General features: G+C 72.2%; 14 protein-coding genes and 1 pseudogene. 12 read left to right on the top strand and 3 right to left on the bottom strand.

Annotated elements, in window-relative coordinates:
* The first annotated feature begins 33 nt into the window (after window positions 1–33).
* From GA0115254_RS14745 to cobI, 4 genes are read left to right on the top strand one after another with little or no spacing between them, the layout of a single operon-like run.
* Window positions 34–2049: a putative cobaltochelatase gene (locus GA0115254_RS14745; protein WP_093895729.1), complete on the top strand. Its 2016-nt coding sequence runs from the start codon at window positions 34–36 to the stop codon at window positions 2047–2049.
* Entirely contained in the window at window positions 2049–2648 is a 600-nt protein-coding gene (gene cobO, locus GA0115254_RS14740) for a cob(I)yrinic acid a,c-diamide adenosyltransferase (RefSeq protein ID WP_093895728.1), read from the top strand. Before GA0115254_RS14745 ends, cobO begins: the two co-directional genes overlap by 1 nt.
* Window positions 2649–2658: 10 nt before the next feature.
* On the top strand, window positions 2659–4116 hold the full coding sequence (locus GA0115254_RS14735) for a cobyrinate a,c-diamide synthase (protein ID WP_093895727.1): 1458 nt from the start codon (window positions 2659–2661) through the stop codon (window positions 4114–4116).
* Entirely contained in the window at window positions 4113–4859 is a 747-nt protein-coding gene (cobI, locus tag GA0115254_RS14730) for a precorrin-2 C(20)-methyltransferase (RefSeq protein ID WP_093895726.1), read from the top strand. Before GA0115254_RS14735 ends, cobI begins: the two co-directional genes overlap by 4 nt.
* Window positions 4860–4882: 23 nt before the next feature.
* Here cobI and GA0115254_RS47565 read toward each other — a convergent pair.
* Window positions 4883–5029: pseudogene (locus GA0115254_RS47565) on the bottom strand (permease); the annotation flags it as partial.
* A 202-nt stretch (window positions 5030–5231) separates the two neighbouring features.
* On the opposite strand from GA0115254_RS47565, the gene cobM reads away from it, so the two are divergent.
* Genes cobM through cobC form a run of 6 tightly spaced genes read left to right on the top strand, consistent with a single transcriptional unit; the run spans window position 5232 to window position 11807 of the window.
* Window positions 5232–6080 carry a precorrin-4 C(11)-methyltransferase gene (cobM, locus tag GA0115254_RS14720; protein WP_093895724.1) on the top strand — a complete coding sequence of 283 codons (849 nt, stop codon included), beginning with the start codon at window positions 5232–5234 and terminating at the stop codon, window positions 6078–6080.
* Window positions 6077–7333, top strand: a complete 1257-nt coding sequence (gene cbiE / locus GA0115254_RS14715) for a precorrin-6y C5,15-methyltransferase (decarboxylating) subunit CbiE (protein ID WP_093895723.1) — start codon at window positions 6077–6079, stop codon at window positions 7331–7333. The genes cobM and cbiE overlap by 4 nt, the downstream gene beginning before the upstream one ends.
* The gene (gene cobJ, locus GA0115254_RS14710; protein ID WP_093895722.1) at window positions 7330–9216 is read left to right on the top strand and encodes a precorrin-3B C(17)-methyltransferase; all 1887 of its coding nucleotides are present in this window, start codon (window positions 7330–7332) and stop codon (window positions 9214–9216) included. Before cbiE ends, cobJ begins: the two co-directional genes overlap by 4 nt.
* Window positions 9213–9821: a precorrin-8X methylmutase gene (locus GA0115254_RS14705; protein WP_093895721.1), complete on the top strand. Its 609-nt coding sequence runs from the start codon at window positions 9213–9215 to the stop codon at window positions 9819–9821. Before cobJ ends, GA0115254_RS14705 begins: the two co-directional genes overlap by 4 nt.
* Window positions 9818–10729 (top strand): sirohydrochlorin chelatase, encoded by a 912-nt coding sequence (locus tag GA0115254_RS14700; RefSeq protein ID WP_093895720.1) that lies wholly within the window; start codon window positions 9818–9820, stop codon window positions 10727–10729. Before GA0115254_RS14705 ends, GA0115254_RS14700 begins: the two co-directional genes overlap by 4 nt.
* Window positions 10713–11807 carry an Rv2231c family pyridoxal phosphate-dependent protein CobC gene (cobC, locus tag GA0115254_RS14695; RefSeq protein WP_093895719.1) on the top strand — a complete coding sequence of 365 codons (1095 nt, stop codon included), beginning with the start codon at window positions 10713–10715 and terminating at the stop codon, window positions 11805–11807. Before GA0115254_RS14700 ends, cobC begins: the two co-directional genes overlap by 17 nt.
* Window positions 11808–11946: 139 nt before the next feature.
* Here cobC and GA0115254_RS14690 read toward each other — a convergent pair whose 3' ends face one another.
* A complete protein-coding gene (locus GA0115254_RS14690) occupies window positions 11947–13005 on the bottom strand; it encodes an SCO1860 family LAETG-anchored protein (RefSeq protein WP_093895718.1) in 1059 nt (352 codons plus the stop codon).
* 335 nt (window positions 13006–13340) lie between these two features.
* Window positions 13341–14417, bottom strand: coding sequence for an amidohydrolase family protein (locus GA0115254_RS14685; RefSeq protein WP_093895798.1), 1077 nt, complete (start codon window positions 14415–14417; stop codon window positions 13341–13343).
* A 132-nt stretch (window positions 14418–14549) separates the two neighbouring features.
* Between GA0115254_RS14685 and GA0115254_RS14680 the strand changes: the two genes are divergently transcribed.
* Together GA0115254_RS14680 and ectA are read left to right on the top strand one after the other, a co-directional pair.
* Window positions 14550–15656 (top strand): pyridoxal-phosphate-dependent aminotransferase family protein, encoded by a 1107-nt coding sequence (locus GA0115254_RS14680; RefSeq protein ID WP_093895717.1) that lies wholly within the window; start codon window positions 14550–14552, stop codon window positions 15654–15656.
* Between the two features lie 328 nt (window positions 15657–15984).
* A complete protein-coding gene (ectA, locus tag GA0115254_RS14675; protein ID WP_256102582.1) occupies window positions 15985–16515 on the top strand; it encodes a diaminobutyrate acetyltransferase in 531 nt (176 codons plus the stop codon).
* Window positions 16516–16598: the final 83 nt, after the last annotated feature.

Here is a 16598-nt window from a genome sequence, read left to right as displayed (position 1 = left end):
GCCGACATCACGCCGTTCACCCAAGGAGGCATCGTGAGTACGCCGTACCCCTTCACCGCCATCGTCGGACAGGACGATCTCCGGCTCGGGCTGCTGCTGAACGCCGTCTCGCCCGCCGTCGGCGGCGTGCTGGTGCGCGGCGAGAAGGGCACCGCCAAGTCCACCGCCGTGCGTGCGCTCGCCGCGCTCATGCCGGAGGTCCCCGTGGTCTCCGGGTGCCGGTTCTCGTGCGACCCGGCGTCGCCCGATCCGGCGTGTCCCGATGGCCCCCATGAGGCCGGGACCGGCGTGTCGCGGGATGCGCGGATGGTCGAGCTTCCCGTCGGCGCGTCCGAGGACCGGCTCGTCGGGGCGCTCGACATCGAGCGGGCGCTCGCCGAGGGCGTGAAGGCGTTCGAGCCCGGGCTGCTCGCCGATGCGCACCGCGGGATTCTGTACGTCGACGAGGTCAACCTGCTCCACGACCACCTCGTGGACCTGCTGCTGGACGCGGCCGCCATGGGCGCTTCGTACGTGGAGCGCGAAGGCGTCTCCGTACGGCATGCCGCGCGCTTCCTGCTCGTGGGGACGATGAACCCCGAAGAGGGCGAACTGCGGCCGCAGTTGCTCGACCGGTTCGGGCTGACCGTCGAGGTCGCCGCGTCCCGCGAGACCGATCTGCGGGTCGAGGTCGTGCGGCGGCGTCTCGCGTACGACGACGATCCTGCGGGCTTCGCCGCCGAGTGGGCCGACGAGGAAGGCGCGTTGCGGGCCCGGATCGTCGCCGCGCGTGCGCTGCTTCCCGCAGTGCGGCTCGGGGACGGGGCGTTGCGGCAGATCGCGGCCACCTGCGCGGCCTTCGAGGTCGACGGGATGCGCGCGGACATCGTGATGGCACGGACGGCCACCGCCCTGGCCGCGTGGGCGGGACGTACGGATGTGCTCGCCGAGGATGTGCGGCAGGCCGCTCTGCTCGCGCTCCCCCACCGGCGTCGGCGCAATCCCTTCGACGCGCCGGGCCTGGACGAGGACAAGCTCGACGACACGCTGGAGCAGAACAGCGGCGAGGACGACGATCCGGACCCGGACGGCCCCGGTGGCGGCGGCCGGCCCCCGCAGGGCGACGGGCCCGACACGCCGCCGCAGCCCGAGGGCGAGGCGGGCGACACGCCCGCGCAGTCCGTTCCCGAGCAGGGGCAGGGACAGGAACAGCAGTCTTCCGGGGGCGGCGAGCAGCAGCCCGTACGCGCCGGCGAGCCGTTCCGTACGAAGATGCTGAGCGTGCCGGGTCTGGGCGAGGGCGCGGCGGGGCGGCGGTCCCGGGCGCGTACCGAACACGGGCGTACGACCGGTGCGCGGCGCCCTCAGGGCGCCCTGACCAAATTGCATCTGGCCGCGACCGTGCAGGCCGCTGCCCCGCATCAGCGGGCGCGGGGGCGGACGGGGCGGGGACTGGTGGTCCGGCGGGACGATCTGCGGCAGGCGACCCGGGAGGGACGCGAGGGAAACCTCGTTCTCTTCGTGGTGGATGCGTCGGGATCGATGGCTGCCCGGCAGCGTATGAGTGCCGTGAAGGGTGCCGTCCTTTCGCTGCTGCTGGACGCGTATCAACGGCGGGACAAGGTCGGGCTGATCACCTTCCGGGGCAAGGATGCCGAGGTGGTGCTGCCGCCGACCTCGTCGGTGGACGCTGCGGCGGCACGGCTGGAGACGCTGCCGACCGGTGGGCGTACCCCCGTGGCGGCCGGGCTGCTGAAGGCCCATGACGTGCTGCGGGTGGAGCGGCTGCGTGATCCGTCGCGGCGGCCGTTGCTGGTCGTGGTGACCGACGGACGGGCGACCGGGGGGCCCGAGCCGGTGGCGCTGGCGTCGCGGGCGGCGCGGCTGCACGAGGTCGAGGGCACCGCGTCCGTCGTCGTGGACTGCGAGTCGGGGCCCGTACGGCTCGGTCTCGCGGGAAGTCTCGCGCGCGACCTGGGGGGCACCGCCGTCACGCTCGACGAACTGCGGGCCGACTCGATCGCCGGGCTCGTCAAGGACGTTCAGGGAACCAGCAGGAGGGCCGCGTAATGCCGCAGGGACAGCCGACCACCGTGCCGGACGACGGGCTCACCACCCGTCAGCGCCGCAACCGCCCGCTGCTGGTGGTGCACACCGGCATCGGGAAGGGGAAATCGACGGCGGCCTTCGGGCTCGCGTTGCGCGCCTGGAATCAGGGGTGGCCCATCGGGGTCTTCCAGTTCGTCAAGTCGGCGAAGTGGAAGGTCGGTGAGGAGAACGCGCTGAAGGTCCTCGGGGCCAGTGGCGAAGGCGGTTCCGTCGCCTGGCACAAGATGGGCGAGGGCTGGTCGTGGGTGCAGCGCGACAAGCAGCTGAACAACGAGGAGGCGGCGCGCGAGGGCTGGGAGCAGGTCAAGCGCGACCTGGCCGCCGAGACGTACCGGCTGTACGTCCTCGACGAGTTCGCGTACCCGATGCACTGGGGCTGGGTCGACACCGACGAGGTGATCGAGGTGCTGCGGAACCGTCCCGGTACGCAGCATGTGGTCATCACCGGGCGCAACGCGCCCGAGCAACTGGTGGAGGCCGCCGACCTGGTGACCGACATGTCGAAGGTCAAGCACCCGATGGACGCGGGTCAGAAGGGTCAGCGGGGCATCGAATGGTGAGGGGCCCGCGGTGAACGTTCCGCGTCTGGTGATTGCCGCGCCCTCGTCGGGGAGCGGCAAGACGACCGTGGCCACGGGGCTGATGGCGGCCTTTGCGGGGCGAGGGCTTGCCGTGTCCGCGCACAAGGTCGGGCCCGACTACATCGATCCCGGCTATCACACGCTGGCAACCGGGCGGCCGGGGCGCAATCTCGACGCCTACATGTGCGGTCCTGAGCTGGTCGCTCCCCTGTTCGCGCACGGGGCGCGCGGCTGCGATCTGGCGGTCGTCGAGGGCGTGATGGGGCTGTACGACGGGGCGTCGGGGCAGGGCGAGCTGGCGTCGACCGCTCAGGTCGCGAAGCTGCTGCGGGCGCCTGTGGTGCTGGTGGTCGACGCGTCGTCGCAGTCGCGGTCCGTGGCCGCGCTGGTGCACGGCTTCGCCTCGTGGGATCCGCAGGTGCGGATCGGTGGCGTGATTCTGAACAAGGTCGGCTCCCAGCGGCACGAGGTGCTGCTGCGGGAGGCGTTGGACGAGTCGGGTGTGCCGGTGCTGGGGGTGTTGCGGCGGGCCGAGCAGGTGGCTGTGCCGTCGCGGCATCTGGGGTTGGTGCCGGTGGCCGAGCGGCGGGGCGACGCGGTGGGCGCTGTCGCGGCGATGGCCGATCGGGTGCGGGCGGGGTGTGACCTGGACGCGGTCATGGCGTTGGCGCGGTCTGCGCCTGCGGTGCCGGGTGAGGTGTGGGATGCGTCGGGCGCCTGCGGCGGGACTGTTCCCCTGCCCGCCCCTTCCCACAACCGGGGCGCCGCCCCGGACGGCGGTCCTCAAGCGCCGGACGGGCTGAAAGATGCCATCGGTCGCCGGGCGGGCCAGGGTGTGCCGGAGGGGTCGAATGTGGTCGCTGTCGCTGCCGGGGCAGCGTTCACCTTCTCCTACGCCGAGCACACCGAGCTGCTCGCCGCCGCCGGGGCCGAGGTCGTGCCGTTCGATCCGTTGCGGGACGAGGCGTTGCCCGAGGGCACTCGGGGGCTGGTCATCGGTGGCGGATTTCCGGAGGTGTACGCCTCGGAGCTGTCCGCCAACGCGGCACTGCGCAAAGCCGTTGTCGAGCTGGTGGAGTCCGGGGCTCCGGTGGCTGCCGAGTGTGCGGGGCTGCTCTATCTGGCGCGTTCGCTCGACGGTCTGCCGATGTGCGGGGTCCTCGATGCCGAGGGCCGGATGTCCGAGCGGCTGACGCTCGGCTACCGGGAGGCCGTGGCGGTCTCCGACAGTGTGCTGGCGGCGCCCGGGACGCGGGTGCGCGGGCACGAGTTCCACCGGACCGTGCTGGAGCCGGGCGCCGGGGCCGAACCGGCGTGGGGTCTGCATCAGCCGGAGCGCCGCGTGGAGGGGTTCGTACAACAGGGCGTGCACGCGAGTTATCTGCATACGCATTGGGCTTCGGCGCCCGGTATGGCCCGCCGATTCGTTGAGAGGTGCAAGGGATGAACCACGGTCACGGTACGAGCAGGCTGGTCGGCGTCGGTGTCGGGCCCGGTGACCCGGAGCTGGTGACCGTCAAGGGTGTGAACGCGCTGCGTGGTGCCGCGGTCGTCGTCGTACCGGTGATGGACACCGGTGAGCGGGGGCGGGCCGAGGCGACCGTCCTGCATTACGTGGCGGCCGAGAAGGTCGTACGTGTGGTGTTCGCGCTGAACGAGCGGACGGACCGGGCGCGCCGGGAGGCGGCGTGGGACGCGGCGGGTGAACGGGTCGCGGAGCTGCTGCGTACGCATGGTTCGGTGGCGTTCGCGACGATCGGCGACCCCAATGTGTACTCGACGTTCACGTATCTCGCGCACACGATAGGTGAGCTGCTGCCGGGTACGGCCGTGGAGACCGTTCCGGGGATCACGGCCATGCAGGATCTGGCCGCCCGCAGCGGTGCGGTGCTGACGGAGGGCACGGAGCCGTTGACCCTGGTACCGGTGACCGCCGGGGCCGCGGTGCTCAAGGAGGCTCTGGAAGGTCCCGGGACGGTCGTCGCGTACAAGTTCGGGCGGCTGGCCGCCGAGGTGGCCACGGCACTGCGTGAGACGGGGCGTACCGAGGACGCGGTGTGGGGTTCGGCGCTCGGGCTGCCCGAGGAGTCGATCCGGCCGGCGGCGGAGCTGGCCGAGGGCCCGTTGCCGTATCTGTCGACGCTGATCGCACCCGCGCCGCGCGACGGCGGGCGGGGCGGGAAATTGTGAGGCGCCCGGGTGCGGCGCGGTGGTCAGTCCGCGATGCCCACCACAAGCCAGATGAAGCCCACCCCGGCCACGGTGCACAGCAGCGTGGAGCGGGCCGGGTGTTCGTGGTGTGCCTCGGGGAGGATCTCGGCGGCGGCCAGGTAGAGCAGTGCGCCGCCGAAGAAGCCGAGCACCAGGTGGCGGCGGTCGGTGACGCGCTGGGCGACCCACCCGCCGGCCAGGGTCATCAGGAACGCGCCGAGCGCCACGAACACCGCCATGCGCTCTTGCTAGCCGACTGACCCCGGTGCGCGCATCTCACCGCGCCCTGCCGTCCTTCCCGCCCTTCTGTCCCGTTTTCCCGTTTCCCGTTTCCCGAAAGGACCCCGTCCCATGTCCGAAGCAGTCGACGCAACCGGCACGGTCGCCGCGCCCACCCACGGCAAAGTGACGTTCGTCGGTGCCGGCCCCGGCGCCGCCGATCTGCTGACCTTCCGGGCGGCGCGGGCCATCGCGGATGCCGACATCGTCATCTGGGCGGCCAGCCTGGTGCAGGCGGAAGTTCTGGAGCACGCCCGGGAGGGCGCGGAGATCCTCGACTCGGCGCAGATGTCGCTGGAGCAGGTCGTCGCCGTGTACGAACGCGCGGCCGCCGAGGGGCTCAAGGTGGCCCGTATCCACTCCGGCGACCCGGCGCTGTGGGGCGGCACGCAGGAGCAGGTCGACCGGTGTGCCGGGCTGGGGGTCGCGGTCGAGATCGTGCCGGGGGTCTCGTCGTTCTCGGCCGTCGCGGCGATCGCGCAGCGGGAGCTGACCATTCCGGAGGTCGCGCAGTCCGTGATCCTGACCCGTCTCGGCGGCGGCAAGACGCCGATGCCGCCGGGCGAGGAAGTACGGGAGTTCGCGCGCCACGGCACGACGATGGCGCTGTTCCTGTCGGCCGCCCGGTCCGGCCAGCTCACCCAGGAGCTGCTGGAGGGCGGCTATCCCACGTCGACGCCGGTCGTGATCGCGTACCAGGCGACCTGGCCGGAGGAGCTGATCCTGCACTGCACGATCGAGACCCTGGAGGAGACGGTCAAGGAGCACAAGCTCTGGAAGCACACCCTCTTCCTGGTCGGCCCGGCGCTTTCGGCTTCGGGGACACGCTCGCACCTCTACCACCCGGGGCACTTCCACGGTTTCCGCAAGGCCGACAAGGCGGCACGGGCCGAACTGCGCGCCCAGCGGTCCGGCTCGTGATCCGGGTCTTCGGTACGGGGACGGGCGAGCCGCTCGGTCCCGAGGCCCAGGACGCGCTGGCCGGGGCCACGCTGGTGGTCGGCGCCCGGCGTCATCTGGCAGCCGCGGGGCCGCCGGAGCAGGTCGAGCGCATCGTGCTCGGCCCGCTGGGGCCGGCGCTCGACCGGATCGCGGAGCATGCGCACGGGGGCGGGGCGCGGGTGGTCGTGCTGGCCTCCGGCGACCCCGGATTCTTCGGGATCGTGCGGGCGCTGGCTGAGCGTTTCGGGGCGAGCGCGCTCGATGTGCGGCCGGGTTCGCCTTCCGTCGCGGTCGCGTTCGCCCGGCTCGGGCTGGCGTGGGACGACGCGGTCGTGGTCAGTGCGCACGGCCGCGACCCGCGTACCGCGGTGAACACATGTCTGGCGCACCCGAAGGTGGCCGTCCTGACCGGGCCCGGCGCCGGGCCCGCGGAGCTGGCGGCCGGGCTGGTGCACGGAGCCGAGGGGCGCACCCTGGTCGTGGCGACGGCGCTCGGAGATCCGGAGCGGGAGCGCATCGAGCGGCTGACCCCTGCCGAGGCGGTGGCCCGCGACTGGCCGGATCCGGTGAGTGTGGTGCTGTGTCTGGACGAGTCCCGGGTGCTCTCCGCGGTACGGACCGTCGCGGGGCCGCCCGCGGGGCCCGGCCGGTGGGCGCTGGACGAGACGGAGTTCGAGCACCGCGACTCGATGATCACCAAGTTCGAAGTACGGGCGCTGGCGCTGGCGCGGCTGGGACCGCGCACCGGTGACCTGGTGTGGGACATCGGTGCGGGTTCGGGTTCGGTCGCGGTGGAGTGCGCGCGGCTCGGCGCGGCCGCCGTCGCCGTGGAGAAGACCTCGGACGGGGTCGAGCGGATCAGGGCGAACGCGGCCGCGCACGCGGTGTATGTGCGTGCAGTGCACGGCTCCGCGCCCGCCGTGCTCGACGGTCTGGGCGAACCGGACGCGGTGTTCATCGGGGGCGGCGGGCGTGAGCTGCCCGCCATCGTGACGGCGTGTGCCCGGCGGGCGCGGCGCTCGGTGGTGGTGGCGCTGGCGGCGCTGGACCGGGTGCCTCAGGTGCGTGCGGCGCTGGCCGGTGCCGGGCTCGTGCCCGAGGGCGTGCTGCTGCAGTCCTCCCGGCTGGCGCCGCTGCCCGGTGAGGTGACGCGGCTCTCCGCGACCAACCCGGTCTTTCTGCTGTGGGGCACCCGCCCCGCGGTCCGTGCAAGTGAAGGAGCAACCCAGTGATCGGCCTGATCTCCGCCACGGCGGCGGGCACCGTCGCCCGCGACCGGCTGGCCGCGGCCTGGCCCGGCCGCACCGTGGTCTACGAGGGACCGGTGCGCGAGGCCGTGCAGCGGGCGTTCGCCGAGTGCGAGCAGCTGGTGTGTTTCCTGGCGACGGGGGCCGTGGTGCGGCTGCTCGCGCCGCTGCTGTCGGACAAGGCCTCGGACCCGGGTGTCGTCTGTGTCGACGAGGCGGGCCGCCATGCTGTCGCGCTGCTCGGCGGGCACGGTGGCGGGGCGAACGCGCTGGCCGGGGCGGTCGGTGAGGTGCTGGGCGCGGCGCCGGTCGTGACGACGGCGACGGACGCGGCGGGGGTGCCGGGGCTGGACATGCTGGGCCTCCCCGTGGAGGGCGATGTGGCGGGGGTGTCGCGCGCGATGCTCGACGGGGCGGGGGTGGAGCTGCGGGCTGATGCGGTGTGGCCGTTGCCGCCGTTGCCGGCGAATGTTTCCCCCGGCGCCGGGGATGGTGCGGTGCTGCGTGTCACCGACCGCATCGTGGAACTCGGTGCGCGGACCGCCGTGTTGCGGCCCGCGTCACTCGCTGTCGGGGTCGGTGCGTCCAAAGATGTGCCGGCCGAGGAGGTCGTCGGGCTGATCCGGGACGTTCTGCGCGAGGCCGGGCTGTCGCCGCTGAGCATCGCGGAGTTGGTGACGGTCGACGCGAAGGCGGACGAGCCGGGGATCGTCGCCGCGGCCTCGTGGCTCGGCGTACCACTGCGGACGTACGCCGCCGACGAGTTGGCCCGTATCGAGGTGCCCAATCCGTCCGGCGCGCCGCTCGCCGCCGTCGGAACGCCTTCCGTCGCGGAGGCCGCCGCACTCGCCGCGGGGGGCGAACTCCTCGTACCGAAGCGGAAGTCGAGGGGGTGGCCAGCCGGGCAGGCCGGACCAGGGAGCGGGGTCCGGGGTGTGCAGCTGCAAGGCGGAGGAGGGAGTCGACGCGGAGCGTCGGCGAGCGACGACAACGCCGCAGATGCGCACCCCGGGGCACGCGAGCCCGGCCTGCCCGGCTGGCCACCCCCTGGCCCTGCGGGGCGGGCCGCGATGGCCACGTGCGCGGTGGTGCGCCGCAGCCCGCGCGGGCGCCTGGCCGTCGTCGGTCTCGGCCCGGGTGCGCGCGATCTGCTGACCCCGCGGGCCCGTGAGGAGCTGCGGCGGGCCTCGGTGCTGGTCGGGCTCGATCAGTACGTCGATCAGATCAGGGACCTGCTGCGGCCCGGAACCACCGTTCTGGAGTCGGGGCTCGGCGCCGAGGAGGAGCGGGCCCGTACGGCGGTCGCCGAGGCGCGCAAGGGGCATGCGGTGGCGCTGATCGGCAGCGGTGACGCCGGCGTGTACGCGATGGCCTCACCCGCGCTCGCCGAGGCCGGCGCCGATATCGATGTGGTGGGTGTGCCGGGGGTGACGGCCGCGCTGGCGGCTGCCGCGATCCTGGGCGCCCCGCTGGGCCACGACCATGTGTCGATCAGCCTCTCCGATCTGCACACGCCGTGGGAGGTCATCGAGCGCCGGGTACGGGCCGCGGCCGAGGCCGACATCATCGTGACGTTCTACAACCCGCGCAGCCGGGGCCGCGACTGGCAGCTCCCGAAGGCCCTGTCGATCCTGTCCGAGCACCGGGAACCGGCGACACCGGTCGGTGTCGTACGCAACGCCTCGCGCCCTGACGAGAGCAGCCGGGTGACCTCGCTCGCCGCTCTGGACCCGGCGACGGTGGACATGATGACGGTCGTGACGGTCGGCAACACGGCCACCCGGGAGATCGCGGGCCGCATGGTGACACCGCGCGGCTACCGCTGGCAGTCGGCCCCCACGGCCCCCGCACAGGAGGGAGCCGAGTGAACCGGCCCTGGGAGAGAACCGTTCACCCCATCGAGCAGGAGTCGTTCCGGCGGCTGCGCGCCCGCCTGGACACCTCGCACTTCGCACCGCTGACCCGGGCCGTCGTGGAGCGGGTCATCCACTCCGCGGCGGATCTGGAGTACGCGACGGACCTGGTCTGCGACGAGGCGTCGCTCGTCGTCGCCCATGCGGCGCTGCACGCCGGCGCTCCGGTCGTCACCGATGTGGAGATGGTCGCGGCGGGCATCACCCGGCGCGAGACCGTGTGCCGTCTCAAGGAGGCCAGGTCCGGCCCGGGGCTGACCCGTTCGGCACATGCGATCCGGCTCGCCTACGAGCAGGTCGGACCGGGCGCGATCTGGGTGATCGGCAACGCGCCGACCGCGCTGGAGGAGTTGCTCGTCCTCGATGCCGCGCCCGCGCTCGTCATCGGGCTGCCGGTCGGTTTCGTCGGCGCGACCGAGTCGAAGGCGGCGCTGCGCGAGAGCGGTCTGCCCGCCGTGAGCAATGTGTCCGAGAAGGGCGGCTCGGCGGTTGCGGCCGCCGCTCTCAACGCCCTGTTGTACCACCCCGTACCCCCCACGAACACCGAGGAGAACCTGTGACCACCCCGTCCACCCAGCCTGCACTGCTCATCGCCGGACACGGCACCAGGGACGAGGGCGGGGCCGCGGCGTTCCGTGACTTCGTGACCGAGCTGGGCGAGCGCCACCCCGAACTGTCCGTCGCGGGCGGCTTCATCGAGCTGTCCCCGCCGCCGCTCGGCGACGCCGTGACCGAGCTGGTCGAGCGCGGTGTGCAGCGCTTCGCCGCCGTGCCGCTGATGCTGGTGTCGGCCGGGCACGCCAAGGGGGACATTCCGGCGGCGCTGGCCCGTGAGAAGGAGCGCCACCCCGGCATCTCCTACACCTACGGCCGCCCGCTCGGCCCGCACCCGGCGCTGCTGAAGGTGCTGGAGCGCCGGGTCGACGCGGTGCTGGGCGACACCGACCGGTCCGAGGTGACGGTGCTGCTGGTCGGGCGCGGTTCGACCGACCCGGACGCCAACGCCGAGGTGTACAAGGCGGCGCGGCTGTTCTGGGAGGGCCGTGGTTACGCGGGGGTGGAGACGGCGTTCGTCTCGCTCGCGGCGCCGGACGTACCGTCCGGTCTCGACCGTTGCGTGAAGCTGGGTGCCGGGCGCATAGTCGTTCTGCCGTACTTCCTCTTCACCGGCATCCTGCCGGACCGGGTGCGTCATCAGACCGAGGAGTGGGCCGCCGCCCATCCGGAGCTCGATGTCCGTTCGGCCGAAGTCATCGGTGCGGCCGAGGAATTGTACGACCTGGTCATGGAGCGCTACCGGGAGGCCGTCAAGGGCGATCTGCGGATGAACTGCGACTCATGCGTGTACCGGATCGCGCTGCCGGGCTTCGAGGACAAGGTGGGGCTGCCGCAGCAGCCGCACTTCCACCCCGACGACGACGGCCATCATCACCACCACCCCCACGGCGGTCATGCACACTCCCACTGAAAGACCCGACGCGACAGGCGCGGGCACGCACGATCTGCGACACCACGGTGACGCGGAAGTACGGGGACGGGGCCGGGATCTGACCGATCTCGCCGTCAACGTACGGGCCGATACGCCTCCGGCCTGGCTGAAGGCGCGGGTAGCCGCGTCGCTGGGCACGCTCGCCGCGTATCCGGACGGCCGTCCGGCGCGGGCGGCGGTCGCGGCCCGGCACGGGCTGCCGGTGGAGCGCGTGCTGCTGACGGCCGGTGCGGCGGAGGCGTTCGTGCTGATCGCACGGGCACTGCCGTCCTGTCGTCCGGTCGTCGTCCATCCGCAGTTCACCGAGCCCGAGTCGGCGCTGCGTGCGGCCGGGCACGAGGTGCGGCGGGTGCTGCTGTCGGCCGGGGGTGATTTCCGCCTGGACCCGGCGGCGGTGCCCGAGGACGCGGATCTGGTGGTGGTCGGCAATCCGACGAACCCCACGTCGGTCCTGCATCCGGCGGCCGCGCTGGAGAAACTGGCGCGCCCCGGGCGCACGTTGGTGGTCGACGAGGCGTTCATGGACGCGGTGCCGGGCGAGCGCGAGGCGCTGTGCGGACGTACGGACGTCCCGGGGCTCGTCGTGCTGCGCAGCCTCACCAAGACCTGGGGGCTCGCGGGGCTGCGGATCGGTTACGTACTGGCCGCTCCGGAGACGATCCGCGCGCTGGAGGAGGCGCAGCCGCTGTGGCCGGTGTCGTCCCCGGCGCTGGCTGCGGCCGAGGCGTGCGTGGAGCCACGGGCCCTGGCAGAGGCGGCTGCCGCGGCGGAGCGGATCGCGGTGGACCGGGCCCATCTGGTCGCTGGGCTGCGGGAGTTCACCGAAGTGCGGGTGGTGGAACCGGCCGAGGGATCGTTCGTCCTGGTGCGGCTGGAGGGGGCCGCCCAGGTACGGGAGCGGTTGCGGGCACTGGGGTTCGCGGCGCGGCGCGGAGATACGTTTCCGGGGCTCGGCCCGCAGTGGCTGCGGCTGGCGGTACGCGACCGTGCGACGACCAACCGTTTCCTGCAGGCACTCGACCAGGCACTGCAGACGCTGACCGCGGTCACGCGCTGACGGGACGGCCGCGCTCCGTCTCACGCCGACGGGAAGGGTTATTCCTCACGCTCGCGGGGAGCGGCGTTCCGTCACGCGAACGCCGCTCCCCGCTCCCCTCCTGACCTACGACTTCCCCCCTCGGGCCTTGGCCGGGAGGTCAGTCCTGGGCGCGGCGCCTGGCCACGACCATCGCCCCGGCGCCCACCGCCAGTAGTACGGCTGCGCCGCCCGCGATGTACGGGGTCGTGGAACTGCCGCCCGTCTCCGCGAGGTTGGAGTCGACGGCCGGGGCGTGGCCGGTGCCGGTCTGGGGCTTCACATGGCCGCCGTCACCGCCCGTGCCCCCGGACGTGCTGCCACCGCTGCCGGAGGTGCCTGCGCCACTCGTCCCGCCGTTGCCGGAACCGCCGTCGCTGGAACCGCCACTGCTGGAACCGCCGGTGCCGGAACCGCCGGTGCTGGAGCCCCCGTTGCCGGAACCGCCGTTGTCGCCGCCTCCGGTCGACTTCGGCGTCTCGCAGGTCGCCTCGGCGAGCGTGACCTCACCCTGTACATCGGCGACATTCAGCTTGAGCGGGTTGACCGAGACCTTCAGTTGCAGCGCGGCCGCCGCTGCGGTGCGTGAGGTGGTGTGCGTCTTCGACAGGTCGAGGGTCACCTCGCCGACGCCCGGCACCTTCACCTGTGTGCTGCCGCCCGCGGTGAGGGTGATCCGCTTGCCGAGGATCGACACATGCCCCAGCACGTTCGACTCGGCGACCGGCTTCCTGCCCACCTCGCAGACCGCCTTGGAGGTGACCTTCTCGACCTCGATCAGCGAGAGCAACGGCAGTCCGGGCACATGGACCCGGGCCTTCGCGAGATTGCTGTAGCCCTCGGCCCTGTGCTTGCCGACGGTCGCCCTGGCGGTTGCCACATCGGCGCTCAGCACGCTGAACGGCTGTCCGTGGTCCACCCCGTCGAGCCGCACGCTCAGCGCGGTCCTGTCGGCACTGGCGGGTGCCTGCACTTCATTGAGCGTGACCTTGAGCGGCACATCGATCGTCTTGTTCAGGAGCGAGACGTCGAGTGCGGTACGGAGCACGACCGCGCTCGCCTTCCCGTCGCCGGTGGTCGTGGTGGTCGCGGTCGCGGCCTGCGCCGGGACGGCGACCAGCAGGGCGACGGGAGCGGCGGCGACCGCCAGGGCGGCCAGGCGGAAGGTATTGCTGTTCAAGATGGTGGAACCCCCACAAGAGACATGGAGCCACCGGCGCCGTCCAATGGGGGACATCGCGGGCACCGGTGACCTCGACCCCGAAAGCTTTACGCACGGAGGGTGAACTGGCAGACACCTGAAGTGAGTTCACTCCAAAGGGGGGTTTCCGCGTCTGTATTCGATTATCTCGGTACGTTCGTTCCTCGGAGTCACCCGATCCACTGAGCGTGGACGGCACGGAGACCGACTGCGCCGGGGTGCGCGCAGGGGTGCTTCAACGACACGGCAGGGGTTCGGTAACTGCCTGTCAACACGGCACACCCCGGTCGGGAGGCGGCTCCGTGAGCCGCCGCTCAGCCGATCACCCGCCCGTTCAGCACCACGCGTCGCGGCGCCGCCAGCACCCGTACGTCCGCCCGCGGGTCCTCGTCGTACACCACCAGGTCCGCCGGTGCGCCCTCCTCCAGCACCGGCCGCCCGAGCCATCGACGCGCACCCCAGGTCGTCGCGGACAGCGCGTCCAGGGCCGGGATGCCCGCCTTCACCAGCTCGGCGACCTCGTCCGCCACCAGCCCGTGGGCGAGCACCCCGCCCGCGTCGGTGCCGACGAAGACCGGGATCCCGGCGTCGTACGCGGCGCGCACGGTGTCGTAACGCCGCTCGTGCAGCCGCCGCATATGGGCCGACCAGCGGGGGAACTTGGCGTCGCCGCCCGCCGCGAGCGAGGGGAACGTGGCGATGTTGACCAGCGTGGGGACGATCGCGACACCGCGCTCGGCGAAGAGCGGAATGGTGTCCTCGGTCAGCCCGGTGGCGTGCTCGATGCAGTCGATGCCGGCCTCGACGAGATCGCGCAGCGAGTCCTCGGCGAAGCAGTGCGCGGTGACCCGGGCGCCGAGCCGGTGCGCCTCGGCGATGGCCGCCTCGGCCGCCTCGCGCGGCCAGAGGGCGGTCAGATCGCCCACCTCCCGGTCGATCCAGTCGCCGACCAGCTTCACCCAGCCGTCGCCGCGGCGCGCCTCCTGTGCGACGTAGGCGACCAGATTTTCCGGCTCGATCTCGTGGGCGTAGTTCCGGGTGTATCTGCGGGGCCTGGCGATATGGCGGCCGGCCCTGATGATCTTCGGCAGGTCCTCGCGGTCGTCGATCCACCGGGTGTCGGCCGGCGAACCCGCGTCCCGCAGCAGCAGCGCGCCCGCCTCCCGGTCGGCGATGGCCTGCTTCTCGCTGGTCGCCGCGTCGACGGCGCCGTGATGGTCGAGCCCGACGTGGCAGTGGGCGTCGACCAGCCCCGGCAGCGCCCAGCCGGTGACGGTCACCGCCTCGTCCGCGCCGGCCGGCCTCCCGTACGAGATCCGCCCGTCGACGACCCAGAGTTCGTCGCGGACGTCCTCCGGTCCGACGAGCACCCGCCCCTTCACGCGCAGCACCTGCGGTGCCCTGTGATCACTCATGAGCAGCACTGTACGAGGCACCGCCCGGCGCCCTGGGTACGCTTCGACGGAAGCACTGTCCGTACGCAGCACCGCGGCGCACCGACCCGATCCGAAGAGAGCACCACCGTGACGCACCCGTTCCTCGACCTCGCCCCGCTCACCGCCGCGCATTTCGCGGCCATCGAGAAGCGCGTGGCCGGCCTCCTCGCCACCGAGCAGGACGTCGTCATCATGCAGGGCGAGGCACTGCTCCCCCTCGAAGGCTGCATCCGGGGCGGCGCCCGGCCCGGCTCGACCGCGCTGAACGTCGTCACGGGACCGTACGGACAGACCTTCGGGAACTGGCTGCGCGACTGCGGCGCCAATGTCATCGATCTGGCGGTTCCGTTCCACACGGCGGTCACCGCCGATCAGGTCGCACGGGCGCTGAACGAGCACCCGGAGATCGACTTCGTCTCCCTGGTCCACGCCGAGGCGGCGACCGGCAACACCAATCCGGTCGCCGAGATCGGTGAGGTGGTCCGTTCGCACGGGGCACTGTTCATGCTGGACGCCGTCGCCTCGGTGGGCGCCGAGCCGCTGCTGCCGGACGTGTGGGGCGTCGACCTCTGTGTGATCGGCGCGCAGAAGGCGATGGGCGGACCGGCCGGAGTGTCGGCGGTGTCGGTGAGCGAGCGGGCCTGGGAGCGGATCGCTGCCAACCCCCAGGCCCCGCGCCGCTCGTACCTCTCCCTCCTGGACTGGAAGGAGCGCTGGATCGACGGCGGTCGCAGGGCGCTGCTGCACGCCCCCGCCCAGCTGGAGATGCTGGCCCTGGAGGCCTGCGTGGAACGGATCGAGTCCGAGGGCCTGGATGCGCTGATGGCCCGGCATGCCTCGGCTGCCGCGGCAACGCGTGCGGGTGCGGTGGCACTCGGCGGCGGTCTGTCGCCATATGTGCACGAGGCGAAGGACGCGGCGCCGGTCGCCACGACACTGCGCGCCCCGGCGGGCGTCGACGCCTCCGAGCTGGTCGCGCGGGCACTCGCGGCCGACCCGTCGCTGCCGCTGATCGCGGGCGGCGGTGCACTGTCCAAGGAGATGATCCGGGTCAATCACTACGGCGTGGATGCGACGCGGGGCGCGGTGCAGTCCTCGCTCGCGGCTCTGGGGGCGGCGCTGGCCGATGCGGGCCGGCAGGTCGACTTCGAAACTGCCCGCAAAGCCGTTTCGGAAACCTGGCCGAGCGAGTAAAAGCGCACCGGAACGTCCATATTCCATAAACGCGGGGAGCTGCTCCATTCAGAGCAGCTCCCCGCATTCTTCTGCCCGCTTTCCCGGACCCTAAACACCCAAGTTTCCAGAAGCCCGATCCACACAATTCCGTTGCGTCATCCGAGAGTTACGACCTTGTGACCGACTCCACACCGCGGCCGTTATGCCGGATAAATGGCACCCAAAACGGAAGAAAAAGAGGCCGGGTCGCGCCGGTGCACGCGCCCGCGTGATAACACAGAGAATCACTCCACCCAACCCCTTGCGTCGATGCAATTTCAGAATTTGCTGGGTAAATTCAATTCGCATGACCGCCGCACCAGCAGATTTTGCACGTGCCCGAAGCGAATTCCTCACCATCGACACCCCACGAGTGGAGGACGGAGCCGCGATCTGGCGCATCGCCCGCGACTCCGAGGTCCTGGATCTCAACTCCTCGTACAGCTATCTGCTGTGGTGCCGTGACTTCGCGGCCACCTCCGTGGTCGCCCGCGACGAGACCGGCGGGCCCGTTGCCTTCGTGACGGGATTCCTCCGGCCGGACCACCCGGGGACACTCGTCGTCTGGCAGGTGGCTGTCGACCACGGCCACCGCGGGACCGGACTGGCGGGAAAGCTGCTGGACGCGTTGACCTCGCGGGTCGCAGCCTCGCAGGGCCTGGCCTCGGTCGAGACGACCGTCACCCCGGACAACACCGCGTCGGACCGGCTGTTCACCTCCTACGCGCTGCGCCACGACGTGGCGCTGGAGCGTGAAGTGCTCTTCGACGGCGAGCTGTTCCCCGAGGGAACGCATCTGCCGGAAGTGCTGTACCGCATCGGCCCGTTCCACGCCTGAGCGCCTCGGCCCGTTCCACGTCCGAGCGCATCGGCCCGTGCCGCACCTGGGCACACCGCCGCCCGTCACACCCCCCTCAAGCA

It is taken from the genome of Streptomyces sp. Ncost-T10-10d, assembly GCF_900091955.1.
GTDB lineage: Bacteria > Actinomycetota > Actinomycetes > Streptomycetales > Streptomycetaceae > Streptomyces.
Note: the sequence above shows the minus strand (reverse complement) of the source record. Positions and strands in the feature narration are given on the sequence as shown.

What these genes read in the sequence shown, in the direction of transcription:
- cobO (WP_093895728.1), top strand. Translation starts at nt 2,049, where the DNA reads ATGCCGCAGGGACAGCCGACCACCGTGCCGGACGACGGGCTCACCACC.
- cobI (WP_093895726.1), top strand. Translation starts at nt 4,113, where the DNA reads ATGAACCACGGTCACGGTACGAGCAGGCTGGTCGGCGTCGGTGTCGGG.
- cobM (WP_093895724.1), top strand. Translation starts at nt 5,232, where the DNA reads ATGTCCGAAGCAGTCGACGCAACCGGCACGGTCGCCGCGCCCACCCAC.
- cobC (WP_093895719.1), top strand. Translation starts at nt 10,713, where the DNA reads ATGCACACTCCCACTGAAAGACCCGACGCGACAGGCGCGGGCACGCAC.
- ectA (WP_256102582.1), top strand. Translation starts at nt 15,985, where the DNA reads ATGACCGCCGCACCAGCAGATTTTGCACGTGCCCGAAGCGAATTCCTC.